The sequence below is a fragment of the Stenotrophomonas sp. BR163 genome (assembly GCF_047520985.2).
Lineage (GTDB): Bacteria > Pseudomonadota > Gammaproteobacteria > Xanthomonadales > Xanthomonadaceae > Stenotrophomonas > Stenotrophomonas sepilia.
The window spans coordinates 1-24,576 of the sequence record NZ_JAXBRE020000031.1 but is presented as its reverse complement, the minus strand read 5'-3'; the positions used below and the strand labels follow the sequence as shown (position 1 = coordinate 24,576).

Below are 24,576 nucleotides of genomic sequence, written 5' to 3'. Positions count from 1 at the left end.
GACACTAGGAATTCTACGAATCCCCGGCGGATGCGACGCCGGTCCCGATCGGCGTAGGCGAGGCCATCCACACTGCGGTGCAACGGCCATCCCGGCCGTGAAGGAGCGCCCCATGACCCCTCCGCCCCGCCGTTTCCACCCGCTCGCCTGCATCCTCGCCACTGCCCTGCTGGCGCTGTCCTCGAGCTCCGTGGCGGCTGCCTCACCCGCACCGGGCGATCTGCTGTCCGCAGCCCCCTATCGCGCCACCTGGGTGCCGTCCCAGGCCGCCCAGGCCTACAAACTGCACTACCGCACTCCTGACCACCGCGGGCAGCTGGCCGAAGGCACCGGCCTGCTGTACCTGCCCGCCGGCACGCCGCCCATCGGCGGTTGGCCGGTGGTGTCGTGGGCGCATGGCACCCAGGGCATTGCGGATCGTTGTGCGCCCTCGGTCTCTGGCCCCTATCAACCCGAACGCGACGGGCGCTTCCTCGATCGGTTCCTGGCACAGGGCTATGCAGTGGTCGCCGCGGATTACCAGGGCCTCGGAAGCTCAGGCGACCATGCCTATCTGCATGTGCGCACTGCCGCGCGCAATGCCATCGACATGATCAAGGCCAGCCGCCAGTACCTCGGCAACGGGACGCTGTCGCCGCGCTGGGTGTCGGTCGGCCATTCGCAGGGCGGTGCCGCCGCGCTCACGGCGGGCCACATCGCCCCCACCTATGGTGGACCGTCGCTGCAGTACCGCGGCAGCTTCACCACCGGCACGCCCACCGCAGTCGAACTGACCGCGCTGGTGATGAAGCCGGACAACCGCACAGCCAATCCTGGCGCGCTCAACGCGTATCACGCGTATCTGCTCGATGGCCTGCTGCAGGTCGCGCCACAGATCGACCGCGTCCTCAGCGACGCCGGCCGCGCCCGTGTGGCCGTGGCACGCGAGCAGTGCCTGGGCGAACTGGTCACCACGCTGGACGGCGCCGACACCGGCAGCATGTTCACTGCACCGCTGGCCAGCGTGCCGGGCATCTGGGCGGTGCTGTACGACTATCTCGGCGTACCGCGCCGCGGCTTCAGCCAACCGCTGATGCTGGGCCATGGCAGCCAGGACCGCGATGTGCCCTACCTGACCACCCTGCTGTACGCCGCTGGCCTGGCCCTGCGAGGCGAGCCGGTCGCGTTCCGGCGCTACCCCGTCGACCACCGGGGCACGCTGGACGCAGCCGCCGCCGATGGCCTGGGGTTCGTACGTGCGCGACTGGGGGACGATCCCTTCAACGACGCTGCGGAAACCGCCGGCCTCGAACAGTTGCTCGACGAAGTCCGGTAGATCCACGCGAAGCGAGGATGATCTTCGACCATCGTGCGGACCAAGCTCCGCCCCCACCGGAGAGGGCCAACGGGTTGCCGGCCAGCGGCCGGCACGACCCGCCAAGCGCTGCCTCAGCCCTTGTAGCCGTTGCTGATCGGGTAGCGCCGCTCGCGGCCGAACGCGCGGCGCGAGACCTTCGGCCCCGGCGCGGCCTGGTGCCGCTTCCACTCGCTGATGCGCACCAGGTGCAGCACGCGGTCGACCACGGCTGCGTCGTAGCCGGCGGCCACGATCTCACCGCGCGACTGCTCCTGGTCGATGTAGCGGTACAGGATGCCGTCCAGCACGTCATAGGCCGGCAGCGAGTCCTGGTCCACCTGGTTCTCGCGCAGCTCGGCCGACGGCGGGCGGCTGATCACCGCCGGCGGGATCACCGGTGCGCCGCCCACGGTATTGCGCCACTTGGACAGGCCGAACACTTCGGTCTTGTACAGGTCCTTCAGCGGCGCGTAGCCACCGCACATGTCGCCGTAGATGGTGGCGTAGCCGACCGCGTACTCGCTCTTGTTGCCGGTGGTCAGCAGCAGGCCACCGAACTTGTTGGCCAGCGCCATCAGGATCACGCCGCGGCTGCGCGACTGCAGGTTCTCTTCGGTCACGTCCGGCGCGGTGCCTTCGAACATCGGCGCCAGCGATTCCATCAGGCCCTTGAACGCCGGCTCGATCGACACAGCCTCAAGCTTCACCCCCAGCGCCCGGCACTGCTCGGCGGCCAGGTCGTTGGACAGGCCGGCGGTGTAGCGCGACGGCAGGCGCACGGCGGTCACGTTCTCCGCGCCCATCGCATCCACGGCCAATGCCAGCACCAGGGCCGAGTCGATGCCACCGGACAGGCCCAGCCACACCTTCCTGAAGCCGTTCTTGCGGCAGTAGTCCTGGATGCCACGGGTCACCGCGCGCCAGGCCAGCGCGTCCATGCTCTCGTCGCCGTCGTCCATCCACACATGCGGCATGAAGCGGCGGGTCTCACCGTCATACTCCACCACCAGCCACTGGTCGACGAAGGCAGCAGCGGCCGGGTGCACCGTGCCATCACCATCCGCCACCACCGAAGCACCGTCGAACACCAGCGCATCCTGGCCGCCCACCACGTTGAGGTAAGCGATGGCCGCCCCGCTCTCGCGGGTACGCGCGGCCAGCACGGCGTCGCGCTGGGCGTGCTTGCCACGCTCGTAGGGCGAAGCATTCGGCACCACCACCAGCTGCGCACCCGCGCGCGTGGTGTCGGCCAGCGGCTCGGCGAACCACAGGTCCTCGCAGATCAGCAGGCCGACCGGAATGCCATTGACCTCGAACACGCAGCTGCCACCATCCGGATCGACATCGAAGTAGCGGCGCTCGTCGAAGACCGCGTAGTTGGGCAGTTCGCGCTTGCGGTAGGTCTGCTCGACCAGGCCGTCACGCAGTACGCTGGCAGCGTTGTAGACCACCGCGCCAGCCGCCTGTGGCCAGCCGACCACGGCGGTGATGCCACGGCAGGCGGTGGCGATGCGGGTCAACGCCTGCTCGCACTCGTACAGGAAACCCGGGCGCAGCAGCAGGTCCTCCGGCGGGTAGCCGCTCACCGCCAGCTCGGGGAACATCACCAGCTCGGCGCCGTACTCATCGCGCGCCTGGCCGATCATCTCGATGATGCGCTCGGTGTTGCCGGCGACGTCGCCGACCGGGAAGTCGAACTGCGCCATCGCGATGCGGATCGAAGCCATGGGAATCCAGCCTGTGGTTGCAATGCTTCCATTGTAACGCCGCGTCGTGCGCGCGCCGGGGGCGTTCACTGCGTGGACAGCCCCGGCTCAGTAGATCCACGCCATGCGTGGATGGGGTTACCGGAACCGTCAGGGCGCCAGACGCAGAAAGGCCGCCCAAAGGCGGCCCTTCTGTTTCAGGCAGCCGGCCAGCGGCCGGCTCTACAGCGTCGTCTGCGCGAGGCAGTCGATCTTATTTCACCAGCTTGGCGATGGCGGCGCCCAGGTCGCCCGGCGAGCGGACCGTGACCACGCCAGCGGCTTCCATCGCGGCGAACTTGCCTTCCGCGGTGCCCTTGCCGCCCGAGGCGATCGCGCCCGCGTGGCCCATGCGCTTGCCGGCCGGAGCCGACGCACCGGCGATGAAACCGACGACCGGCTTCTTCACATGGTTCTTGATGTACTCGGCGCCGGCTTCTTCTGCGTCACCGCCGATCTCGCCGACCATGATGATGCCTTCGGTCTGCGGGTCTTCGTTGAACAGCTTCAGGCAGTCGACGAAGTTCAGGCCGTTGATCGGGTCACCGCCGATGCCGATGCAGGTGGACTGGCCCAGGCCGACTTCGGTGGTCTGCTTGACCGCTTCATAGGTCAGGGTGCCCGAACGCGACACGATGCCGATCTTGCCCGGCTTGTGGATGTGGCCCGGCATGATGCCGATCTTGCACTCGCCCGGCGTGATGACGCCCGGGCAGTTCGGCCCGATCAGCACGGTGTCCGGGTAGGAACGGGTCAGCACGTTCTTCACGCGCAGCATGTCAAGCACCGGGATGCCTTCGGTGATGCAGACGATGACCTTGATGCCGGCAGCCGCAGCTTCCAGGATCGCGTCGGCCGCGAACGGCGGCGGCACGTAGATGACCGAAGCGTTGGCGCCGGTGCTCTGCACGGCGTCGGCAACGGTGTTGAAGACCGGCAGGTCGATGTGGGTGGTGCCACCCTTGCCCGGGGTCACGCCGCCAACAACCTGGGTGCCGTACTCGATCATCTGAGTGGCGTGGAAGGTGCCCTGCTGGCCGGTGAAGCCCTGCACGATCACCTTGGTGTTCTTGTTAATCAAAACAGACATGGGAATTTCCTTCGGTGTCGTGGATCAGGCGGCGTTCTTGACCGCTTCAACGACCTTCTTGGCGCCGTCGTTGATGTTGTCAGCCGGGATGATGGCCATGCCGCTGTCACGCAGCAGCTGCTTGCCCTCTTCCACGTTGGTGCCTTCCAGGCGCACCACGACCGGAACCTTGACGCCCACTTCCTTCACGGCGGCGATGATGCCTTCGGCAATCATGTCGCAGCGGACGATGCCGCCGAAGATGTTGACGAAGATGCCTTCAACCTTGTCCGAGGACAGGATCAGCTTGAACGCTTCGATGACGCGCTGCTTGTTCGCACCGCCGCCCACGTCCAGGAAGTTCGCCGGCTCGCCGCCGTTGAGCTTGATGACGTCCATGGTGGCCATGGCCAGGCCGGCACCGTTCACCATGCAGCCGATGTTGCCGTCCATGGTGACGTAGTTGATGTCCAGCTCCGAAGCGGTCACTTCGGTTTCATCTTCCTGGGACTTGTCGCGCATCGCGACCAGTTCCTTGTGGCGGAAGTTGGCGTTGTCGTCGCTGTTGAACTTGCCGTCCAGCGCGTACAGGTTGCCATCGTCCAGGATCGCCAGCGGGTTGATCTCAACCAGCGCCAGGTCCTTCTCGTTGAAGATGCGGTACAGGTTCACCATGATGTTGGCGAACTGGCCGGCCTGCTTGGCGGTCAGGCCCATCTTGAAGCCGATGTCACGGCCGTGGTAACCCTGCACGCCCTCGACGAAGTCCACGTTCAGGGTGTGGATCTTGTCCGGGGTCTCGGCAGCGACCTGCTCGATTTCCATGCCGCCTTCGGAAGAGGCGATGTAGCTGATGGTGCGGGTGCCGCGATCCACCAGGACCGACAGGTACAGCTCCTTGACGATCTCACCGGCGGTGGTCACAAGCACCAGGTTGATCGGCAGCTCGACGCCGGCGGTCTGGTAGGTGGCCATCTTGGTGCCGAGCATCTTGGCCGCTGCGGCCTTCACGTCGTCGACGGTCTTGCAGAACTTGACGCCGCCAGCCTTGCCGCGGCCGCCAGCGTGGATCTGCGCCTTGACCATCCAGGGGCCCTGGCCCAGCGACTGGGCGACTTCAACCGCCTCGTCCGGGGTCGCCGCGACCTTGCCGGCCGGGACCGGGATGCCGTATTCGGCAAGCAGTTGTTTTGCCTGGTATTCGTGGAAATTCATGCGTCACCGTGGGAATAGGAACGACCGCACGCAATTCCTCAGGGCCCCCTCGAAGAGGCACCGGCACGGACCGCGGCGGGCCCACTATTGTGGCCGAGCCGGCGCCGGGGCGCAAAGAAGTCTGTACAAAACGCCAGACCCGGCCAGATTTCCGCCGTCATTCAGGCAGTTGCGCCCGGGGGCCGGCTGGCCAGCGGTATCCATCCCAGGCCAAATGCGCGATCCGGGCCGCACCGGCGGGCGCCCGCCGGCGGCCCTATACTGGTCAACCAGGGTGTGTAGCGTCGGGGGTGCTCGACGGCTTCCACCGCAAGCCACATCGAAGCGACGTACCGCCCGGCCTCAGGGGACGCCGGGCAGGCCCGCCGCAGATTCCAGACCCAGGCAGCCAGAAGGGGAGTTCCGGCGTGTCACCCAGTGCTTCATTGATCGACCGCATCGAATCGATTCCGCGGCGTGAGCTGTATTTCTTCGCGCTGTACCGGGTGCTGATCGCCTCGGTCATCGCCGCCCTGCTCTACAGCCCCCTGTCGGCGATGGTCGGCGAAGCCCACCACCCGCGGCTGGCCGACACCGTCGCCGCCATCTACCTGGTGCTGTCGCTGCTGGCGCTGGTGATCGGCCGCAACGAACGCTGGCTGCGCCCGATCGTGGTCAGCGGCGTGCTGGTGGACATTGTCGCCGCCACCCTGTTGTCGCATGCCCTGCCGGGTGCCAGCGCCGGCATCTCGATGTCGCTGCTGTTCAACATCGCCGCTGCCGCCACCCTGCTGCCGCTCAGCCTGGGGCTGGGCCTGGCACTGGCCGCCAGCCTCGCCACCGGCGTGGAATACACCTGGAAGCTGCTGGAAGGCGGCGATCCCACCCGTACCCTGGCCGAACTGGCCATGTTCGCCACCAGCTACCTGGCGCTGGCCTTCATCAGTTACCAGGTCGGCAGCCGCGCGCGCCGCAACCAGCAGCTGGCCAACCAGCGCGGCGACGAAGTAGCCAACCTGTTCCAGATCAACGAGCTGATCATCCGCCGCATGCGCACCGGCGTGCTGGTGGTCGACGCCGACAACCGTGTCACCCTGGCCAACGAGGCCGCCTCGATGCTGCTCGGTGACAGCGACGGCAGCGGCGAAAGCGGCCGCCTGGACCTGGCCAGCGCCGCCCCGGAACTGGCCCGTCGCCTGCAGCGCTGGCGCAACGGCTGGGCGCAGGACGAACTGCCGCTGCAGCTCAACCCCGACCAGCCCGAAGTGCAGCCCCGCTTTGCGCGCCTGCTGGCCGGCAGCGAGCTGGCCCTGGTGTTCCTGGACGACTCCAGCGTGGTCTCGCGCCGTGCCGAATCGCTCACCCTGTCAGCAATGGGGCGCTTCTCGGCCAGCCTCGCCCACGAGATCCGCAACCCGCTGGCCGCGATCAACTACGCGGTGCAGCTGCTGGAAGAAGGCACCGGCTTCAACGAAAGCGACCGCCGCCTGCTGCAGATCATCCGCCAGCAGTGCCAGCGCACCAACGGCATCGTCGAAAGCGTGCTGGGCCTGGCCCGGCGCGAGCGCGCCACGCCCGAAAACGTCGACCTGGCCGCCTTCGTGCGCCGCTTCGTGCTGGAGTACAAGCAGGGGCAGACGCTGGAGACCGACAGCATCGAGCCGATCATCAACGACACCTCGGTGCTGGCCCAGGTCGACAGCAAGCACCTCTACCAGGTGCTGACCGTGCTGGTGCACAACGCGCTCAAGTACGGGCGCATCGGCCAGCAACCGGCGCGGGTGCGCCTGCGCGTGGCGCAGCACGAGCGCAGTGCGGTCATCGACGTGATGGATCGCGGCCCCGGTATTCCCGAGAGCGTGGCCGCGCAGTTGTTCCGGCCGTTCTTCACCACGTCCGAGCATGGCACCGGGCTGGGCCTGTATATCGCCCGCGAGCTGTGCCGAGCCAACCAGGCGCGGCTGGACTACATCCCGGTTCCCGCTGGAGGCTCCTGCTTCCGCCTGGTGCTGCCCGGCCCGCATACGCTGTTGCCCACCTGATCTCGATTCTGTGCGTCAAACATTTGTCGCTTCCAGCCCCCTCGTTTATCTTTCACGCCCATGAACGAAACCCGCAGCGCCCTCGTCGTCGACGACGAACGCGACATCCGCGAACTGCTGGTACTGACGCTCGGCCGCATGGGGCTGCGCATCAGTACCGCAGCCAACCTTGCCGAAGCGCGCGAACTGCTGGCCAGCAATCCGTACGACCTGTGCATCACCGACATGCGCCTGCCGGACGGCAACGGCATCGAGCTGGTCAGCGAGATCGCCCAGCACTACCCGCGCACGCCGGTGGCGATGATCACTGCCTTTGGCAGCATGGACCTGGCGGTGGAAGCGCTGAAGGCCGGCGCCTTCGACTTCGTCAGCAAGCCGGTGGACATCGCCGTGCTGCGTGGCCTGGTCAAGCACGCGCTGGAACTCAACAACACCGAGCGCCCCGTGCCCGGCCCCGCCGCCGAACAAGGGGCGCGCCTGCTCGGCGACTCGCCGGCCATGGACGTGCTGCGCACCACCATCGGCAAGGTCGCGCGCAGCCAGGCGCCGGTCTACATCCTCGGTGAATCCGGCGTGGGCAAGGAGCTGGTCGCACGCACCATCCACGCCCAGGGCGCCCGCGCGGCCGGCCCGTTCGTGCCGGTCAACTGCGGCGCCATTCCCGGCGAGCTGATGGAGAGCGAATTCTTCGGCCACCGCAAGGGCAGCTTCAGCGGCGCCCACGCCGACAAGCCCGGGCTGTTCCAGGCCGCGCATGGCGGCACCCTGTTCCTGGACGAAGTGGCCGAGCTGCCGCTGCAGATGCAGGTGAAGCTGCTGCGCGCGATCCAGGAAAAATCAGTGCGCGCGGTCGGCGCTGCCACCGAAGAACCGGTGGACGTGCGCATCCTCTCGGCCACCCACAAGGACCTGGCCGAACTGGTCGAGGACGGGCGCTTCCGCCACGACCTCTACTACCGCATCAACGTGATCGAGCTGAGGGTGCCGCCGCTGCGCGAGCGTCGCCAGGACCTGCCGGAACTGGCCGCATCGGTGCTGGCACGGCTGGCCCGCAGCCACGGCCGCCCGACGCCTTTGCTGGCGCCGTCGGCATTGGATGCACTGGCCCAGTACGCCTTCCCCGGCAACGTGCGCGAACTGGAGAACATCCTGGAACGCGCGCTGGCACTGGCCGAAGAAGACCGCATCGGCGCCGACGACCTGCGCCTGCCGCAGCATGCCCCGCGCACGCCCGGCAGCGCAGCACACGCCGAGGCCGTGGTGGACCTGCAGCCCGGCAGCGCCGCCCTGCCCTCCTACATCGAACAGCTCGAGCGCAGCGCCATCCAGCGCGCGCTGGAAGAAAACCGCTGGAACAAGACCCGCACCGCCGCGCAGCTGGGCATCACCTTCCGCGCGCTGCGCTACAAGCTGAAGAAGCTGGGGATGGAGTAAGCACAGGGCCCGACGCGGGCCCGCCAACCTGGTAGTGCCGGCCGCTGGCCGGCAAACTCATGCATCGCGGCATCCACGCATGGCGTGGATCGACCTCAATCCTTGGTAACGCGGTTGATCTCGGCCAGGCTGGTGATGCCTGCAGCGGCCTTCTTCAACGCTGACTGGCGCAGATCGTTCACCCCGATCTGCTGCGCGGCCTCGGCAATCTGCAACGCATTGCCGCCAGCCAGCACGATCGTGGCGATCTCGTCGGTCATCGGCATCACCTGGTAGATACCGGTACGGCCCTTGTAGCCCTCGGTGCACTCGTCGCAGCCGACCGCCTCGTACAGCTCGATGCCCGCGTCCAGCTGCGCCTGGGTGAAGCCTTCGGCCAGCAGCGCATGCTCGGGCAGATTGGCCGGGCGCTTGCAGTTGTTGCACAGCCGGCGCGCCAGGCGCTGGGCGATCACCAGCGTCACCGAGCTGGTGATGTTGTACGGCGCGATGCCCATGTTCATCAGGCGCGCGATGGTCTGCGGCGCATCGTTGGTATGCAGCGTGGACAGCACCATGTGGCCGGTCTGGGCGGCCTTGATCGCGATCTCGGCCGTTTCCAGGTCGCGGATTTCGCCGACCATGATGATGTCCGGATCCTGTCGCAGGAACGAGCGCAGGGCCGCGGCGAAGGTCATCCCGCGCTTGTTGTTCTGCTGCACCTGGTTGACGCCGGGCAGGCGGATTTCCACCGGGTCTTCGGCGGTGGAGATGTTGCGCGTCTCGTCGTTGAGGATGCCCAGCGCGGTGTACAGCGACACCGTCTTGCCCGAACCGGTCGGGCCGGTCACCAGCACCATGCCGTACGGCTTGTGGATGGCTTCCAGGAACAGCTTCTGCTGGTCCGGCTCGTAACCCAGCTTGTCGATGCCCAGCTTGGCCGCGCTGCCGTCCAGGATACGCAGCACCACCTTCTCGCCGAACAGGGTCGGCAGCGTGCTCACGCGGAAGTCGATCTGCTTGGTCTTGGACAGATTGAGCTTGATGCGTCCGTCCTGCGGTACGCGCTTCTCGGCGATGTCCAGCTGCGCCATCACCTTCAGGCGCGCGGCGATGCGCTGGTTCAACTTCACCGGCGCGCGCGCGACCATCTTCAGCAGGCCATCGATGCGCAGGCGCACGCGGTAGTCGTCTTCATAGGGCTCGAAGTGGATGTCCGAGGCGCCCTTGCGGATCGCGTCCACCAGCACCTTGTTGACGAACTTCACCACCGGGGTGTCGTCGCCCTTGGCATCGATGCCGGCGTCGCCGCCCCCGGAAATGTCCTCATCACCGCCGGACACATCCAGGTTACCAATGCCATCGTCGTCACCGCCCAGCGCGTCGCCCAGCGTGTCATGGCTGGCATGCCACTGCTCGAGCGTGCGGCGGATCTGGTCTTCATCGACCAGGATCGGTTCTACCACCAAGTTGGTGTGGAACTTGATCTCGTCCAGCGAATGGGTCGGGTTGCTGGTGCCCACGAACAGCTTGCCGCCGCGCTTGAACAGCGGCAGCACGTTGTGCTTGCGCAGCAGCTCCTCGCTGACCAGGCTCATCGCGTTCTGGCTGGCGTCGAACGTGGACACGTCGAACAGCGGCATGCCGAACTCGACCGCATTGGCGGCCGCCAACTGGGCCGCCCCGACCACCTTGTTCTGCGCGAACCAGGTCGGCAGCGGCTGGCGGGCCGCAGCGGCCTTGGCCATCGCGTCGCGGGCGGAAGCCTCGTCCAGCGCACCATCCTGGACCAGGCGACGGGCCAGGCCGGTGATGCCGACGAGATTGGCAGTGGTTACGGCGTTCATATGAATCCTTGGCTCATCATGGGTCAGGCAGTGCGGCGCGCCTTCCAGGGGCACCGCACAGGGCAGTAGAACCTGCCGCGACCCGCTGGCCGACGACGACGCCAATCCTTCAGCATGACTGCCTCGCCCGGCACTCCCAGCCCGGCAGGCACGATCCTGACTCCCCCGGGGATGATAGCCCCGTCAACGGCCCGCCAACATCCCTTCAGATCACATGTTTCCACACCACTCTCTCCCAGAGCGCCCCGTCCGCGCCAAATCAGGGCAGGCCCTTGACCCTGTCCTTCCTGCCCAATCCCATTCATGCACCGCAGCGGAGTACTATTGCACCGGGGAAAATGGGGACACATTTTGAATCAGCTCAGCATCATCCTACCGGCCAAGAATGAAGCCGAAGGCCTCCTTCGTACGCTGCCGGCACTTCGTCTGCAGTACCCACGTGCAGAGATCATCGTAGTCGATGACGGCTCCACCGACGCCACCGCAACAATTGCGCGTGAACAGGGCGCCCAGGTACTTTCCAGCCCTTATTCCATGGGCAACGGCGCTTCGATCAAACGCGGTGCGCGTGCAGCCTGTGGAGACATTCTGGTGTTCATGGATGCCGATGGACAGCATGACCCGGCCCACATTCAAGCGTTGCTGGACAAGTTGGCCGAAGGCTACGACATGGTCGTCGGCTCTCGTGACAGCAGCGGCCAAGCCAACGTCCACCGTGGCCTCGCCAATAGGTTCTACAACTGGCTGGCCAGCCACATGACCGGCTTCAAAGTAATGGACCTCACTTCCGGCTTCCGTGCGGTACGCGCCGGACGCTTCCGCGAGTTCCTGCACCTGCTGCCCAACGGATTCAGCTATCCAACGACCAGCACCATGGCATTCTTCCGAAGCGCCTATCCTGTTGCCTATGTGCCAATCCCGGTTGCAAAGCGTGTGGGCAATGGCAGCCACATTCGCCCGATCAAGGATGGAATCCGCTTCCTGCTGATCATCTTCAAGATTGCGACCTTGTATTCGCCCTTGAAGCTGTTCGCGCCGGTGGCGCTGGCCTTCTTCTTTCTGGGCTTGGGTTACTACGGGTATACATTCGCGACCATGCATCGCTTCACCAACATGAGCACACTACTGTTCAGCGCATCGGTGATCATCTTCCTTATCGGCTTGGTATCGGAGCAGATCACCGGCCTTACTTACCTTGCATCGCGGAAGGACTCAACCGAGTGACTGAGGGAGGCATGCAGACCGCCTCCCTTCCGGGGCTGCTGGTAGTGGCGTCCACCTATCCGCGGTGGGAAGGAGACACCGAGCCTGGGTTCGTGCACGCCCTCAGCCGGCATCTAACCGGTGATTTCCGGGTCACTGTGCTATGTCCTCACGCCCCTGGCGCCGCCACCCAAGAGAAACTGGACGGTGTACAGGTCATTCGCTATCGCTACGCGCCGGAAGCCATGGAGCAACTTGTCAATGGTGGTGGCATCACCTCCAACTTGCGCCGCCGCCCTTGGATGCTTGCACTGTTGCCCACGTTCCTGCTGTGTCAGTGGTGGGCATTGCAACGCGAGCTGCGGCGAAATCGTCACGAAGTGCTGCATGCACACTGGATCATTCCGCAGGGACTCACAAGCGCACTGCTGCCAAGACACCTCCGCCCACCGATGCTGATTACATCTCATGGCGGAGATCTCTTCTCTCTGAGGGGGCGGCTTCTCTCGGCCGTCAAGCGATTTTCCCTGGCTCGCGCACAAGCGGCCAGCGTCGTCAGTCAGGCGATGGTAGCGCCCTTTCGCGCCTTGGCGGCAGACCTTCCCTTGGCGGTTTCGCCAATGGGCGTGGACCTTCAACATCGCTTTGTCCCCTCCCCAGCGAAGCGGGCACATAACGAACTGCTGTTCGTCGGACGACTGGTCGAGAAGAAGGGATTGACGTACCTGATTGATGCTTTGCCACTCGTTCTGGCTCGTCATTCCCAGGTCTTCCTCACCATCATCGGACACGGACCGGAACTACCAGAACGGGAAGCTCAGGTGGCAGCATTAGGTCTGCAAAAGCACGTCCGTTTCGTCGGTCCGGTGAAACAGAACGCGCTTCCCGCCTACTACCAACGTGCGACTGCGCTCGTCGCTCCCTTCGTCGAGGCCCGCAACGGAGATCAGGAAGGGCTTGGATTGGTTACTGTGGAAGCTCTCGGTTGCGGCTGTCCGGTCGTGACCACGGACGTGCCGGCAGTACGTGATGCATTTCCAGCGGGCCCGCCCCGCTATCTGGCCACGCAACGATCCTCAGCTTCGCTTGCATGCGTACTCATCGAACTTCTGAGTGCACCGGAACAGGCGCAAGCGTGGGCGCACGCACAACGACCTGGGCTGGTAGCTCGCTTCGACCATTCGCAAGTCGCCGCAGAGTATGCGAAGCAACTACGCGCCATCATGGAACCCCAGAATGTTCGCTAGGTTACCGCGCATTGGCAACCTTGCCAGGACCTCGATCCTGGTGATGTTCTGGCAGGGCATGCGGATGGCGTGCTTGGCTGCATGGATCATCCTCGGCGCTCGCGTTTTGGGAGCAACCAACTACGGCCTGTTCTCCGGCACGGTTGGCACGGCCTCGGCTCTTGCCGGCCTGGTAGGGCTGGGCAGCGGCATGCTGATGTATCAATACAGCACTGCGGACCACGGGAAGTTTCCCCGTTATTGGAAGCAGAGCCTTGTGCTCTGCGTCCTGAGCGCAGCGCCACTTTCCTTGGCCTTTGCTCTACTGACCGCTGGCTTGATGTCGTGGCCCGCACTCGGCCTTGTCGCGCTTTCGGAGATCATCGCATTCCCTATCGTCACCAATGCTGCATTCGCATTTTCCGCCAATGATCGCTTGGGCTGGGCCGCTGCCCTTCCCGCATTGAACGCAGGCATGAGGCTTGCAGCCATCTGCATCTTCGGGCTGCTACCGGTCGACCACGACCTGACGACCTATCTGTTGCTGCACCTGGCCTCTTCGGTATGCAGCGCGATGCTGGCCCTCATGCTGGTCCGAAGGATATTACGCCCCGGCCCAGCGAACCTGCAGATCGGACGCAGCGATCTGGCTCAGGGCACGGGACACGCCGCTGCCTGGAGTTCTGCCGTTGCCGTGACTACGCTGGACAAATCGTTCGTCCTGCATGCAGGTGGAAGCGAGCTAGCCGGCTTGTATGCTGCGTGCTATCGCATCGCGGCGGTAATTGCGATGCCACTGGATGCAATGGTCATGTCCGCGATGCCGCGGTTGTTCCGTGCGCAACCAATGTCCCTCCAGCATCGACACCTGATTGTTTCAATGATCCTGGTCGCGACGGCGTATGGAACGCTGGGGGGCCTCGTGCTGTGGTGTACCGCCAGCATCTTGCCCTCCGTGCTCGGTACTGAGTTCTCTGCTGCCATTCCCGGCCTACAATGGATGGGCCTGTTCATCATCGGCTACAGCCTGCGCCAAATCGCTTGCCATGTCTTGATTGGACGTGGCAAGAAAATGCACCGATTCGTCATCGAGACTCTCGGGCTGGTGATAATGGCCTTGATTGCCGCAGCCTGGATTCCTGAAAACGGGCTGTTGGGAGCGGTTTGGATGATCATCGTCACCGAAGCACTGATGGCGATAGCCGCATGGTTGACCGTGATTTTCAGTGCCGGCCCTGAAGTCGCTCACTTGCCAAGCTGAAGAGCTCCAGATACGCCTCACAGGCTGAGTCGATGGAGAATGCTTTGCTCCGTTCGCGAAGATCTTCAGCAGCCACCTGCTGCCTTCCATCCAGCACATTCCGCATGGCCTGGGCCAATGCATGCGCATCTCCCACAGGCACCAGTTGACCAAACTGACCGCCGCCCAGGACTTCCGAAGGACCGTGTGGGCAGTCGGTAGCAATCACCTGAACGCCGCAGCTCATGGCCTCGACCAGGACATTGCCAAACCCTTCGTAGTCTGACGGCAGCACCAGCGCCGTGCTTCGGGCCATCCAGGGCAGCGCATCCTCTACCCGCCCCGGCAGTGCACAGTCGCTCTGGAATTTGCTCCTCTCAATCCACTGGGCCACACGCGCACCTTCCGGCCCCTGTCCCAGTATGAGCAAACGTGCCGGATGGGTGGCTCGCAGCAGCACAAATGCCTCCCAAAGAAGATCGAGGCGCTTCTCCGGTGAAAGGCGCCCCGCATAGATAAAAACCGGAATATCGTCATCCGGGAAGGGCCACGCCTGAGAAATGTGCCTTGCCTGCACACCCTCCATACTGACCAATGGGTTGTGAATCACTCGTATTCCGGAGCGAGGGAGCTTCAGCTCAGACGCCATTTCTGCCGCCAACGCCACAGAAACAGCGACCAGACCCTGGGACCGCGTCAGCGTGCCCCGCATCGCCCAACGAATCAATTCCAGTTTGAGCCTTACAAACCCACGAGCCGCCCGCCTGGGTCCTGACAGCGAAAGATGCTGAGCCACGACGACTGCCGTAGAAGGATAGAGAATGCGGCGCCAGAAGGTGATCCATACCGCAATGTCATTGGAGGTGGTGACCACGACGTGTGGTCGCTCTCGCCGGATGCGCCAAGGCAATCCAAGGAGCATCTGCCAGGCCCCGCGCGGAGCGATGAAGGTTACTTCACCGTTATCACCCGGCCCATTCAGATCACGCCCGGCGATGATACTCACCGAGTATTTTCTCATCTTGAAGCCACGCGCGAGGTTCAATTGCACGCGCTCCAATCCGCCGGCTTCCCAGCGGCTGGCCAGCAGCCAGATCATGCAACCTCCAAGGCTCGGGCGGGCCCTGCAATGCAGATCACATCCTGATAGTCACGCAGATCTTGAACTTCGATTCGAACCAACCGCCGCCTCGCCTCCAAGCGATAGAAGCGATAGCCCAATGGCGATAGCAGCTCCAGAATCTCGCGACTACGGTATCCAGCGGCCAGGCTGGAGCGCTCCTGCACTTCCACCGCAATTATCGGCAGGAAGCGTCGTAGCGTTTCGATTCCCCCCTGCAGACAGGGCAACTCACCGCCTTCAATGTCGACCTTCAATAGATCCAGGCGTGACAGGCCAATACGCCGTACGAGTTCGTCCAGCGTCGTGATGTCGACCATTCCAATGCGCTGGTCGACGCCCTCGGTTCCATGCAGGCTCCCCAGCCCCAGATTAACTTCATCCACATCATGCTGTCCGTAGGAGGCATACATCGCCTGTCGGCCCACCTCTCCCGCCAAGCCTTGCTGATGGACCTGCACTATCCCCTGCAGCCCGTTGCGCCGCACATTCAATCGCAATTCGTCAGCAATCCCGGCTATCGGCTCCAATGCGACGACATGACCGGCACTGCCCACTCGATTCGCGCAGACCAGACTAATCTCCCCAATGTTGGCACCCACATCGATCACGGTCATTCCCGGCTCAAGGAGATGGTCGAGGAGAGAAACGAGGCGAAGGTTGTAGTAGCCCATCCAGAACATGCGACGCTGCATATGCTCGGCAAGATCGAGGGTGATGATGAACCGGTCATCGAAGTCGCGTATGGTCTGCCGCCCGCGGGCGTGACGGAACAGGCGTCGCAGCATGCTCTGCCCCCAGCCCGGCCGCTCCCCAAGGCGCAGCTGATTACCCACCCACCTCAGCGCTGTTGCAATTCCCATACCCCCACCCCGCAGGTGACTTCCGACCTTCAACTGGCCCATGATGATGCACTACCCATCTGATTTTCCATACAGGTCTGTCCATGCATGTCCTCATGCTCAGCAAGCGGCAGTACACCGGACGCGACCTCATCGACGACCGCTATGGCCGACTCTGGGAGATCCCGGAAGCGCTTGCGCGCCGTGGGCATGCCGTCAGCGGAATTGCACTGAGCTATCGGCATCGAGATTCCGGAAATTTCCTGTCTGCGGCAGGGGTTCAGTGGCGTTCCATCAACGCTCTTTCACTCGAGACCATTCAGTTGGAGCGTGCAATCAAGCGACTTCATCAGCAGCACCGTATCGATGTCCTCCTAACAAGCTCCGATGCACCATGCACCGTGCTCGGTGCAAGCTTGGCGAAGCACATCCATACTCCTCACGTTGCAGATCTGTACGACAATTACGAATCTTTCGGACTCAGCCGGATCCCAGGCATGCGCGCCGCGTTCCGTCGCGCATGTGCAGGCTCAAAGGCAATCAGCGCAGTAACACATGCACTGGCTGATCATGTGAAATCCACCCTTTCAACACCGGTTCCAGTACATGTCATTGGCAACGGCGTCCGCCGGGATCTGTTTCATCCGATCAACAAACGTGTCAGCAGGGAGATGCTTGGTCTTCCCGTGAAGGCTCGCCTGATTGGCTGTGCCGGCGCCCTCGACCAAAGCAGGGGGATTGAAGATCTACTCCGAGCATTCCAGGCACTTTCAGAGCGCCACCCCGACATCCACCTCGTCATTGCCGGCCCCAGGGATGCCACCCTTCACCGCTACCCACATCCCAGGATCATCGATTTAGGCGTCATCGGCTGGAAGCAGGTTCCGTTGTTAATCAATTCACTCGATGTATCGGTCGTCTGCAACCGCAATTCCGAGTTTGGGCGTTTCTGCTATCCATTGAAACTGGCTGAATCGATCGCATGTGGCGTGCCGATCGTCGCATCAGACGTTGGCGACACGCGGCGGATCGGCGGGGGCTCAATACGCGCATACGCCCCCGGCAACATCAATGAACTCGTAGAAGCCATCGATCTGCAGCTTCAAAGGCCGCTTTCCAATAGCGACCTGCGCGCGTTCGACTGGGAGGAGCGAGCCGTTCAGATGGAAGCGCTTCTTGTTGAGGCGACGCGCCAGATCAACTCTGAACTCTGATTCGGGACCCGGAGCCGCCCTGTCGCCTAGCGACAGGACGTGGGCACATACCTGGCGTCCAACCCTCCACAAGACCAGTTCACTGACCCATTGGTATCGCTCGCGGTCAGAACCAGTGTCTGTCCAGCGACCTTTGCGCTGGCCGAAGACGCAAAGGCCACCGAGATCGATCCGGTGCTGTCAACGGTCACCGATCGGACGAATTTTCCAGATACCGACCCCGGGGCAGCCATTCCTGCGGCACGGTTGTCGGCAGGAAATTGCCCATGGTCAGAGTAATACGTGGCTATTGCCTCCTTGGCTCCGGTTGACAACGAGAGTCCCTCAGCCACCTGCCCTCGAGCAACATAGTCCTGATAAGCCGGCAGCGCGATTGCCGCCAGGATGGCGATGATCGCAACCACAATCATGAGTTCGATCAAGGAAAATCCACGTTGATACATGCACTACCCCCCTGTTGATTGTTGGCTCGCCGCCAGCCAATGCTCCAGGCCCTCAATGTCCCGGTCATAGGCATGACGATGATTGACGGCTCGCAGAATCCCCAAACCCTGCCTAGCCTCACTGACCTCAAGCAAGTTCGATGCCAATCCCATCCTCAACAACCAAAGACGGCATCCCAGGTCTTCCGGCGAGATCTGCACGGCCTCACGAATGAGCCTCATCGCTAGAGACGGATCCTTCATCACATTGAAGGCGTAGTTGGAGAACACCACCCGGACTCTCGACGATCGAGGATTCTCTGCCGTTGCGGTCGACAACAGAGCAAAGAGCGCCTGCTCTTCGGCCGGCCTGCACCCTCCCTCAACCCGACATGCGACGATCGCTTCAAGCGCCCCGACTTCCTGTGGTCCCAATGACCGCCTGGATATCTTGCGCTCAAGGGCACCCCATATCTCCGGGGGCTGCGCCCGCCCTTGATGCGACTTGAGAATGATCAGTGCCTGCTCGGGAAGTGGGGAACTGCCGGGCAATGAGGCCGCATGCGTGAACTCCTTCTCAGCCAGGGCCCAAGCCGGGGAAGCAGGATCGGCGGGGGCTGACGCCAGCAGTGCTCGTCCAAGTTCATAACCGGCCCGCGAAGAATCAGGATTACGGTTAGACAACGTGAGAGCAAGGCGCATTGGATCTGCCCACGTCTGCACCTGGATCCACCCCATGGCCGAAACAAATAGCAGCAGGACTCCCACTACCGTACGGCGGGCCTCAACGGTCCACCTCTGCATCAGTGCAGTCAGTGGTTGCACCAGAGCAAGAGCGACACCCGCGATTGCTAGGTAATTCCGATGTTCGAAAGCCAACTCCAGCGGCACAACATTACTGGTCAACAAATGGCTGGCAAAGAACCATCCGATGCCAAGTGCCGTAAGGGGCCAGCGCTTGCGCAGCCCCCAGGCCGCGGTCGTCACCGCGACCAGCGCCAGCATCGGGACTATGAAAGTAGTTGAACGCCAGGATGGCGGGACCTGTGCATTGTCGTAATAGAACATCAGCGACTCAGGCCAGGGAAGCATGATCTGCTGAAGATAGTTCAGCAGAATCGCCGGTTGCGAGTACAACCGGCCAGCCAAGCTGAAATCACGTGCCGAGTAGCGTTCCGGCGCTAGAGCGCCAGGCAGAATCACTGCGAAATATAGAAAGATCGCCCCTATGGCTCCAAAGGCATATAGGAGGGAAATTGCGCGCGCGCGTGTTCCATCCGGATTCCGGAACTTGAGGAGAAACACCTCGATCAACAGTGTGTAAGCTGGGATAAGTATCGCGGTCTCTTTGAAGCCCAGGCCAATCCCCGCTCCGAACACCGCACAGCACCACCAGAGCAACGATGCCCGGGACCAGGGAGCGCTGCCGCGCGCCTTGAGATAGCAGAGAAGTGCAATCAGGACTCCCGTCGCTCCTCCTATTTCCATGCGCTGCACGACATAAAGGACGGTAGACACCTGCAATGGATGAACCATCCACGCGGTGGCGACCATGAAGGCCGTCAAGCGCACCTGTGACGACGAAATGCTGAGCACTCGCCTGATCAGCATGGACGCCAGGGCGAACACCAGCACCGAATTCAGGAGGTGTAGAGCCAAGCCGGTCGCCTTCATCGGCCAAGGAGCCAAGCCAGTAAAGTAGTAATTCAGGCCGAAACTGAGAATTGCCAATGGGCGGCCCACGTCGCCCGTGACCCCATTGCCCATGACCTGCGCGATGGAAGTAAAGTCCATCGAGGTCAAGCGCCAATCCGGATCGTCCACCAGATTGGGAAAGTCATCAAAGATGAACCCCCCATTCAAGCCATTCCAATAGACGCCCACACCCAGCAGCGCCAGCAGGACAAGACCCACCAGAGGCAGCAGTCGCTGAGCAGGCACACTTCGCATCGAATAGAACTCCCCTTGCCCCAAAAAAGAAAGGGCCGCAAAGCGGCCCTTTCCCCATACCGCTATGCCGTCTGCGCGATTAGCGGCAGGACGACGGACGGTACTTGGCGTCGATGGTCGTGGCGGAGCCCTTGCAGTCCCAGGTGATCGAGCCACCAGCGTCTGCCGGGACCAGCGCAAAGTCGCGACCGGCGACCTTGGAGCTCACCGAGCCCGAGCCCTTCATCTTGGCGGTGATCACGCCGTTCGCACCAACGGTCACGCTGGCCACGTACTTGCCGTTGATCGACGACGCGCCAGCAAGGCCGGCCATCGCATTGGTGGTCGGGAAGGCGCCCTTGTCGGCGTAGTACTCGGTAACAGCAGTCTTGGCACCCGAGCTCAGGGTCATCGCTTCGGAAACCTGCGAGCGTGCCACATAGTCCTGGTAAGCCGGCAGCGCGATGGCAGCCAGGATGGCGATGATCGCAACAACGATCATCAGTTCGATAAGGGTGAAGCCCTTCTGGTTCTTCATTTGGTACATCCCCAAGATAAGTGGTGGTTGATTTCAGAAGTCAGGATCGGTCTGACCAGTGGCCAGCTGAGCGGGTCCTGCCCCCTGCGGGTGGATCAACGCAGGTTGCGTGCCAACCCCGGCACGCCTCCCCCTGGATTTCCCCGCGCCCATGATGGCAGCTATTTCACGGATGGGAACCCCCCGGATGCGAATCTGCGATGGACGCGGCAATGTGACGCAGTGCGTCACCTTTGGTCGGCACCCGGCACGAATTCGCATGATGGTCCCCTCAACAACTGCCCAGACGGGCATGAACCCGCTACCATCGACGGCTAGACGCCCGCCTGGGGATGGCGGGTCTTGGGGAGCCGATATGTCTGTCAGTCGCAGTGCGATCAAGAAGGAGCCCGTGGCGCGCAGCACCACGGACCTGCAGCCGTTTGTCTGGGAGGGGACGGACAAGCGGGGTGTGAAGATGAAAGGGGAGCAGGCCGCGAAAAACGCGAATCTGCTACGGGCCGAGCTGCGCCGCCAAGGCATCACCCCGGGCACGGTCAAGCCAAAGCCCAAGCCACTGTTCGGCACAGCCGGCAGCAAGATTTCGCCCAAGGACATTGCCTTCTTCAGCCGCCAGATGGCGACGATGATGAAGTCCGGTGTGCCGATCGTCTCAGCGCTGGACATCATCGCCAGTGGGCACAAGAACCCGCGCATGAAGAAGATGGTGGACGGCATCCGCACCGATATCGAGGGCGGATCGTCCCTTCATGAGGCAATCAGCAAGTATCCGGTGCAGTTCGACGAGCTCTATCGCAACCTGGTGCGTGCAGGTGAAGGCGCCGGCGTATTGGAGACGGTGCTTGATACCGTGGCCAACTACAAAGAGAACATCGAAGCCCTGAAGGGCAAGATCAAAAAGGCTCTGTTTTACCCTGCAATGGTCATTGCGGTAGCGCTCTTGGTCAGCTCGATCCTGCTGATCTGGGTGGTTCCACAGTTTGAAGACGTTTTCAGGGGATTTGGTGCCGATCTGCCTGCCTTTACTCAGATGATCGTAGCCGCATCCCGGTTCATGGTCTCTTGGTGGTGGCTGATCGCGATCGTCGTCATCGGCAGCATCGTCGGCTTCACCATGGCCTATAAGCGCTCGCCAAAGATGCAACACGGGATGGATCGCTTGATCCTGAAGGTGCCAGTCATTGGCCAGATCATGCATAACAGCTCGATCGCACGCTTCGCCCGTACCACCGCTGTGACCTTCAAGGCCGGCGTGCCGCTGGTAGAAGCCTTGGGTATCGTGGCAGGCGCCACCGGCAATACGGTTTACGAGCATGCCGTACTGCGCATGCGCGACGACGTCTCGGTCGGTTACCCGGTCAACATGGCCATGAAGCAGACCGCCCTGTTCCCGCACATGGTCATCCAGATGACCGGCATCGGCGAAGAGGCCGGCGCCCTGGACGCCATGCTGTTCAAGGTGGCCGAGTACTATGAGCTAGAGGTCAACAATGCCGTTGACGCCCTGAGCAGCCTGCTCGAGCCGATGATCATGGTGTTCATTGGTATCATCGTCGGTGGCCTGGTCATTGGCATGTACCTACCCATCTTCAAATTGGCATCGGTGGTCTGACACATACATGGCATTTCTCGACCAGCATCCCGGCCTCGGCTACCCCGCCGCGGCCGCCCTGGGGCTGCTGCTGGGCAGTTTCCTCAACGTCGTCATCCTGCGCCTGCCCAAGCGGCTGGAGTGGCAGTGGAAGCGCGATGCGCGCGAGGTCCTGGAGGAACCGGACTTCTATGAGCCCCCACCACCGGGGATCGTGGTCGAGCCCTCGCACTGCCCGCACTGCAAGCACAAGCTGAGCTGGTACGAGAACATCCCGCTGTTCAGCTGGATCATCCAAGGCGGCAAATGCCGCCACTGCAAGGCGCCGATCTCGCTGCAGTACCCGCTGGTCGAGGCCCTGACCTCGGTGCTGGTGCTGGCCTGCGTCTGGCAATTCGGCTTCGGCTGGCAGGGCTTCGGCGCCATCGTGCTGACCTGCTTCCTGATCGCCTTGTCCGGCATCGACCTGCGCACCCAGCTGCTGCCCGACCAGTTGACCTTGCCACTGATGTGGCTGGGCCTGATCGGCAACATCGACAACCTGTACATGCCGGCCAAGCCTGCCTTGGTCGGCGCGGCGGTGGGCTATCTGTCGCTGTGGATGGTCTGGTGGCTGTTCAAGCAGCTGACCGGCAAGGAAGGCATGGGCCACGGCGATTTCAAGCTGCTGGCCGCCCTCGGCGCCTGGTGCGGGCTGAAGGGCATCCTGCCGATCATCCTGCTGTCGTCGGTGCTGGGCGCCATCATCGGCTCGATCTGGCTGTACACCCGCGGCCGTGACCGCGCCACGCCGATTCCGTTCGGCCCCTACCTGGCCATCGCGGGTTGGCTGTACTTCATGTGGGGCGCGCCCGTGGTCGAGCAGTACCTGGTGTTGAGCGGGCTGCGCTGAGGGGAATCCCCATGAGCCGGTATGTAGTGGGCCTGACCGGCGGCATTGCCGCCGGCAAGAGCGAGGTGACCCGGCGCTTCGAGGCGCTGGGCATCGTGGTGGCCGACGCCGACCTGGCCGCCCGCGCGGTGGTTGCTGCCGGCAGCCCTGCCCTGGGCCGCATCGCCGAGCGCTTCGGCGCCGACATGCTGCAGGCAGACGGCGGCCTGGATCGGGCACGCCTGCGGGCCCACGTGTTCGCCGACCCGGCCGAACGGACCGCGCTGGAAGCGATCACCCATCCGGCCATCCGCCTTCTGATGCAACAGCAGTGCGAGCAGGCCACCAGCCCCTACGCGATTGCCGCCATTCCGCTACTGACCGAGGTCGGTGGGCGGACCGCCTACCCGTGGCTGGACCGGGTGCTGCTGGTGGATGCGCCCGAAGCCGTGCAGCACGCCCGGCTGATGCAGCGCGACGGCATCGACGCCGCACTGGCCGACAAGATGATCGCCGCCCAGGCCAGCCGCGCGCAGCGCTTGGCACTGGCCGATGATGTGGTGGTCAACGATGGCCACCCGGAAGACCTGCAGGCGCAGGTGGAAGCGCTGCATGCGCGGTATCTGGGGTTGGCTGGGAGTTGAGGCCGGGTTGCCGGCCAGCGGCCGGCACTACCGAAGCCAATCGACGCACTACCGAGGCGCATCCACGCATGGCGTGGATCTACTCCAGCTGCAGGCGGGCGTAGCGGGCCAGTTCGCGGGCGCCGAGCAGCAGGCCGTCTACGACATCCGGGCTGAGTTGCTGGTGGGCACCTCCCTGTTCGCGGGCGGCTTCGGCGGCGTGCAGCACCTGCATGAGTGCATTCAAGCCGGCCAGGGTGCGGCTGAGGCCGGCCATGGTGGCCGCCTGGGCCGGGCTGAGGCCCTGCGCCTCCAGTCGGCGGCCGTCGGCTGCATCGCGGCCGTCCATGCGGGCCAGCAGCGCGGGCAACAGATCCTTGGGATCATCGAGCAGGGTTTCGACGCGCTCGGCGACGTCGGCCGGCAGCAGGTCAGCGGCTTCGCCGATCAGGGCGTGCAGCTGGGGGAACAAGGGGCGTGCGGACATAGTGAATCTCCTCGCAGACGACGAGCCACCTGCGGATGCAAGGTGGCGGACGGTGCGGGTTGGCGTACCGGAGACCCAACAATTCAAAAGCTAAGGAAAAAGACTCCAGCGGATTCTGACGAATCCCCACGCACCATCCGCCGAAACGAGGCAGGTGATGCATTTTCCATGATGGCCGCTGCACATCTGGAGCTTTTGAATTGTCGGTTTTTTTTCAGGACGCCAATCCCGGCCAGGGCACCTGCCCCGACCGCCCCATCTGGCCATCACGCAGCGCTGTGATCTGTAAGGAAATTCTCAAGCCGCAGTTGGGTGCACGAATGCGTGCATGCGGACACGCGCGCGGCGTGGCGGCGATCACGGTGATGTCGTGTTGGGCTTCTGGCCCATCACGACTGCGAAGTTATTTCGATGGCACTAGCGACACAGGGCGCAACACGAACCCGGTGTAGAGCCGAGCCAATGCTCGGCTCCGGGAAGCCACCGCAGCCGAGCGCGGGCTCGGCTCTTGTGTCTTGGATGGTGCCCTGATCAGGCACAATTCCCCGGTGACCCGGGAGGCTCCGATGACGCTGCCTCGGCTCTTAAGCCTTCGAGCTTGCAAAGTAGATTCAGCGCGTCGGC

Annotated in this window: 20 protein-coding genes; 10 read left to right on the top strand and 10 right to left on the bottom strand. The window is 63.5% G+C overall.

Going from position 1 to position 24,576, the window contains the following annotated elements:
* The first annotated feature begins 112 nt into the window (after positions 1 to 112).
* Positions 113 to 1,315: a lipase family protein gene (locus ACM0PY_RS18445; RefSeq protein WP_134970877.1), complete on the top strand. Its 1,203-nt coding sequence runs from the start codon at positions 113 to 115 to the stop codon at positions 1,313 to 1,315.
* Positions 1,316 to 1,428: 113 nt separating this feature from the next.
* On the opposite strand, the gene ACM0PY_RS18440 is transcribed toward ACM0PY_RS18445, so the two are convergent.
* From ACM0PY_RS18440 to sucC, 3 genes are all read right to left on the bottom strand, one after another.
* Positions 1,429 to 3,063: an NAD+ synthase gene (locus ACM0PY_RS18440; protein ID WP_134970875.1), complete on the bottom strand. Its 1,635-nt coding sequence runs from the start codon at positions 3,061 to 3,063 to the stop codon at positions 1,429 to 1,431.
* Between the two features lie 232 nt (positions 3,064 to 3,295).
* Positions 3,296 to 4,171, bottom strand: a complete 876-nt coding sequence (sucD, locus tag ACM0PY_RS18435) for a succinate--CoA ligase subunit alpha (protein WP_005418610.1) — start codon at positions 4,169 to 4,171, stop codon at positions 3,296 to 3,298.
* A 24-nt stretch (positions 4,172 to 4,195) separates the two neighbouring features.
* A complete protein-coding gene (gene sucC, locus ACM0PY_RS18430; protein ID WP_005418614.1) occupies positions 4,196 to 5,365 on the bottom strand; it encodes an ADP-forming succinate--CoA ligase subunit beta in 1,170 nt (389 codons plus the stop codon).
* Between the two features lie 407 nt (positions 5,366 to 5,772).
* Here sucC and ACM0PY_RS18425 point away from each other — a divergent pair, with 407 nt between their 5' ends.
* Positions 5,773 to 7,386: a sensor histidine kinase gene (locus ACM0PY_RS18425; RefSeq protein ID WP_061480577.1), complete on the top strand. Its 1,614-nt coding sequence runs from the start codon at positions 5,773 to 5,775 to the stop codon at positions 7,384 to 7,386.
* Between the two features lie 60 nt (positions 7,387 to 7,446).
* Positions 7,447 to 8,820 (top strand): sigma-54-dependent transcriptional regulator, encoded by a 1,374-nt coding sequence (locus tag ACM0PY_RS18420; protein WP_180886144.1) that lies wholly within the window; start codon positions 7,447 to 7,449, stop codon positions 8,818 to 8,820.
* 95 nt (positions 8,821 to 8,915) lie between these two features.
* Here ACM0PY_RS18420 and pilB read toward each other — a convergent pair whose 3' ends face one another.
* Positions 8,916 to 10,646: a type IV-A pilus assembly ATPase PilB gene (gene pilB / locus ACM0PY_RS18415; protein ID WP_134968484.1), complete on the bottom strand. Its 1,731-nt coding sequence runs from the start codon at positions 10,644 to 10,646 to the stop codon at positions 8,916 to 8,918.
* A 351-nt stretch (positions 10,647 to 10,997) separates the two neighbouring features.
* Here pilB and ACM0PY_RS18410 point away from each other — a divergent pair, with 351 nt between their 5' ends.
* The 3 genes from ACM0PY_RS18410 to ACM0PY_RS18400 are packed head-to-tail and all read left to right on the top strand — an operon-like array spanning position 10,998 to position 14,336.
* Entirely contained in the window at positions 10,998 to 11,870 is an 873-nt protein-coding gene (locus ACM0PY_RS18410) for a glycosyltransferase family 2 protein (RefSeq protein WP_180886142.1), read from the top strand.
* A gap of 11 nt (positions 11,871 to 11,881) precedes the next feature.
* Positions 11,882 to 13,096 (top strand): glycosyltransferase, encoded by a 1,215-nt coding sequence (locus ACM0PY_RS18405; protein WP_219633487.1) that lies wholly within the window; start codon positions 11,882 to 11,884, stop codon positions 13,094 to 13,096.
* Positions 13,086 to 14,336 (top strand): lipopolysaccharide biosynthesis protein, encoded by a 1,251-nt coding sequence (locus ACM0PY_RS18400; RefSeq protein WP_180886138.1) that lies wholly within the window; start codon positions 13,086 to 13,088, stop codon positions 14,334 to 14,336. Before ACM0PY_RS18405 ends, ACM0PY_RS18400 begins: the two co-directional genes overlap by 11 nt.
* Here the strand turns inward: ACM0PY_RS18400 and ACM0PY_RS18395 are convergent.
* On the bottom strand, positions 14,299 to 15,414 hold the full coding sequence (locus ACM0PY_RS18395; protein ID WP_180886136.1) for a glycosyltransferase: 1,116 nt from the start codon (positions 15,412 to 15,414) through the stop codon (positions 14,299 to 14,301). The genes ACM0PY_RS18400 and ACM0PY_RS18395 overlap by 38 nt on opposite strands.
* Positions 15,411 to 16,223: an FkbM family methyltransferase gene (locus ACM0PY_RS18390; RefSeq protein WP_180886135.1), complete on the bottom strand. Its 813-nt coding sequence runs from the start codon at positions 16,221 to 16,223 to the stop codon at positions 15,411 to 15,413. The genes ACM0PY_RS18395 and ACM0PY_RS18390 overlap by 4 nt, the downstream gene beginning before the upstream one ends.
* 170 nt (positions 16,224 to 16,393) lie before the next feature.
* Between ACM0PY_RS18390 and ACM0PY_RS18385 the strand changes: the two genes are divergently transcribed.
* A complete protein-coding gene (locus ACM0PY_RS18385; RefSeq protein ID WP_258013459.1) occupies positions 16,394 to 17,491 on the top strand; it encodes a glycosyltransferase family 4 protein in 1,098 nt (365 codons plus the stop codon).
* Between the two features lie 26 nt (positions 17,492 to 17,517).
* Here ACM0PY_RS18385 and ACM0PY_RS18380 read toward each other — a convergent pair whose 3' ends face one another.
* The 3 genes from ACM0PY_RS18380 to ACM0PY_RS18370 form a co-directional block, all read right to left on the bottom strand.
* Entirely contained in the window at positions 17,518 to 17,934 is a 417-nt protein-coding gene (locus ACM0PY_RS18380) for a pilin (RefSeq protein ID WP_151354677.1), read from the bottom strand.
* 3 nt (positions 17,935 to 17,937) lie between these two features.
* Positions 17,938 to 19,827 (bottom strand): hypothetical protein, encoded by a 1,890-nt coding sequence (locus ACM0PY_RS18375; RefSeq protein ID WP_180886132.1) that lies wholly within the window; start codon positions 19,825 to 19,827, stop codon positions 17,938 to 17,940.
* A 115-nt stretch (positions 19,828 to 19,942) separates the two neighbouring features.
* Positions 19,943 to 20,380, bottom strand: coding sequence for a pilin (locus ACM0PY_RS18370; protein ID WP_032957219.1), 438 nt, complete (start codon positions 20,378 to 20,380; stop codon positions 19,943 to 19,945).
* A gap of 355 nt (positions 20,381 to 20,735) precedes the next feature.
* Here ACM0PY_RS18370 and ACM0PY_RS18365 point away from each other — a divergent pair, with 355 nt between their 5' ends.
* From ACM0PY_RS18365 to coaE, 3 genes are read left to right on the top strand one after another with little or no spacing between them, the layout of a single operon-like run.
* The gene (locus ACM0PY_RS18365; RefSeq protein ID WP_180886130.1) at positions 20,736 to 21,992 is read left to right on the top strand and encodes a type II secretion system F family protein; all 1,257 of its coding nucleotides are present in this window, start codon (positions 20,736 to 20,738) and stop codon (positions 21,990 to 21,992) included.
* A 7-nt stretch (positions 21,993 to 21,999) separates the two neighbouring features.
* Entirely contained in the window at positions 22,000 to 22,863 is an 864-nt protein-coding gene (locus ACM0PY_RS18360; protein ID WP_005418626.1) for a prepilin peptidase, read from the top strand.
* 11 nt (positions 22,864 to 22,874) lie between these two features.
* Positions 22,875 to 23,486 (top strand): dephospho-CoA kinase, encoded by a 612-nt coding sequence (coaE, locus tag ACM0PY_RS18355; protein WP_180886128.1) that lies wholly within the window; start codon positions 22,875 to 22,877, stop codon positions 23,484 to 23,486.
* A 79-nt stretch (positions 23,487 to 23,565) separates the two neighbouring features.
* Here coaE and ACM0PY_RS18350 read toward each other — a convergent pair whose 3' ends face one another.
* Positions 23,566 to 23,952 (bottom strand): hypothetical protein, encoded by a 387-nt coding sequence (locus tag ACM0PY_RS18350; RefSeq protein WP_100473728.1) that lies wholly within the window; start codon positions 23,950 to 23,952, stop codon positions 23,566 to 23,568.
* Between the last annotated feature and the right edge of the window lie 624 nt (positions 23,953 to 24,576).

Bases quoted from the DNA above. Each gene is read 5' to 3' on its own strand.
- ACM0PY_RS18420 (WP_180886144.1), top strand. From the start codon at position 7,447: ATGAACGAAACCCGCAGCGCCCTCGTCGTCGACGACGAACGCGACATC.
- sucC (WP_005418614.1), bottom strand. From the start codon at position 5,365: ATGAATTTCCACGAATACCAGGCAAAACAACTGCTTGCCGAATACGGC.
- ACM0PY_RS18400 (WP_180886138.1), top strand. From the start codon at position 13,086: ATGTTCGCTAGGTTACCGCGCATTGGCAACCTTGCCAGGACCTCGATC.
- ACM0PY_RS18380 (WP_151354677.1), bottom strand. From the start codon at position 17,934: ATGTATCAACGTGGATTTTCCTTGATCGAACTCATGATTGTGGTTGCG.
- ACM0PY_RS18440 (WP_134970875.1), bottom strand. From the start codon at position 3,063: ATGGCTTCGATCCGCATCGCGATGGCGCAGTTCGACTTCCCGGTCGGC.
- ACM0PY_RS18385 (WP_258013459.1), top strand. From the start codon at position 16,394: ATGCTCAGCAAGCGGCAGTACACCGGACGCGACCTCATCGACGACCGC.
- ACM0PY_RS18365 (WP_180886130.1), top strand. From the start codon at position 20,736: ATGTCTGTCAGTCGCAGTGCGATCAAGAAGGAGCCCGTGGCGCGCAGC.
- ACM0PY_RS18405 (WP_219633487.1), top strand. From the start codon at position 11,882: ATGCAGACCGCCTCCCTTCCGGGGCTGCTGGTAGTGGCGTCCACCTAT.
- ACM0PY_RS18370 (WP_032957219.1), bottom strand. From the start codon at position 20,380: ATGAAGAACCAGAAGGGCTTCACCCTTATCGAACTGATGATCGTTGTT.
- ACM0PY_RS18360 (WP_005418626.1), top strand. From the start codon at position 22,000: ATGGCATTTCTCGACCAGCATCCCGGCCTCGGCTACCCCGCCGCGGCC.
- ACM0PY_RS18445 (WP_134970877.1), top strand. From the start codon at position 113: ATGACCCCTCCGCCCCGCCGTTTCCACCCGCTCGCCTGCATCCTCGCC.
- pilB (WP_134968484.1), bottom strand. From the start codon at position 10,646: ATGAACGCCGTAACCACTGCCAATCTCGTCGGCATCACCGGCCTGGCC.
- ACM0PY_RS18350 (WP_100473728.1), bottom strand. From the start codon at position 23,952: ATGTCCGCACGCCCCTTGTTCCCCCAGCTGCACGCCCTGATCGGCGAA.
- ACM0PY_RS18395 (WP_180886136.1), bottom strand. From the start codon at position 15,414: ATGATCTGGCTGCTGGCCAGCCGCTGGGAAGCCGGCGGATTGGAGCGC.
- ACM0PY_RS18390 (WP_180886135.1), bottom strand. From the start codon at position 16,223: ATGCTGCGACGCCTGTTCCGTCACGCCCGCGGGCGGCAGACCATACGC.
- sucD (WP_005418610.1), bottom strand. From the start codon at position 4,171: ATGTCTGTTTTGATTAACAAGAACACCAAGGTGATCGTGCAGGGCTTC.
- coaE (WP_180886128.1), top strand. From the start codon at position 22,875: ATGAGCCGGTATGTAGTGGGCCTGACCGGCGGCATTGCCGCCGGCAAG.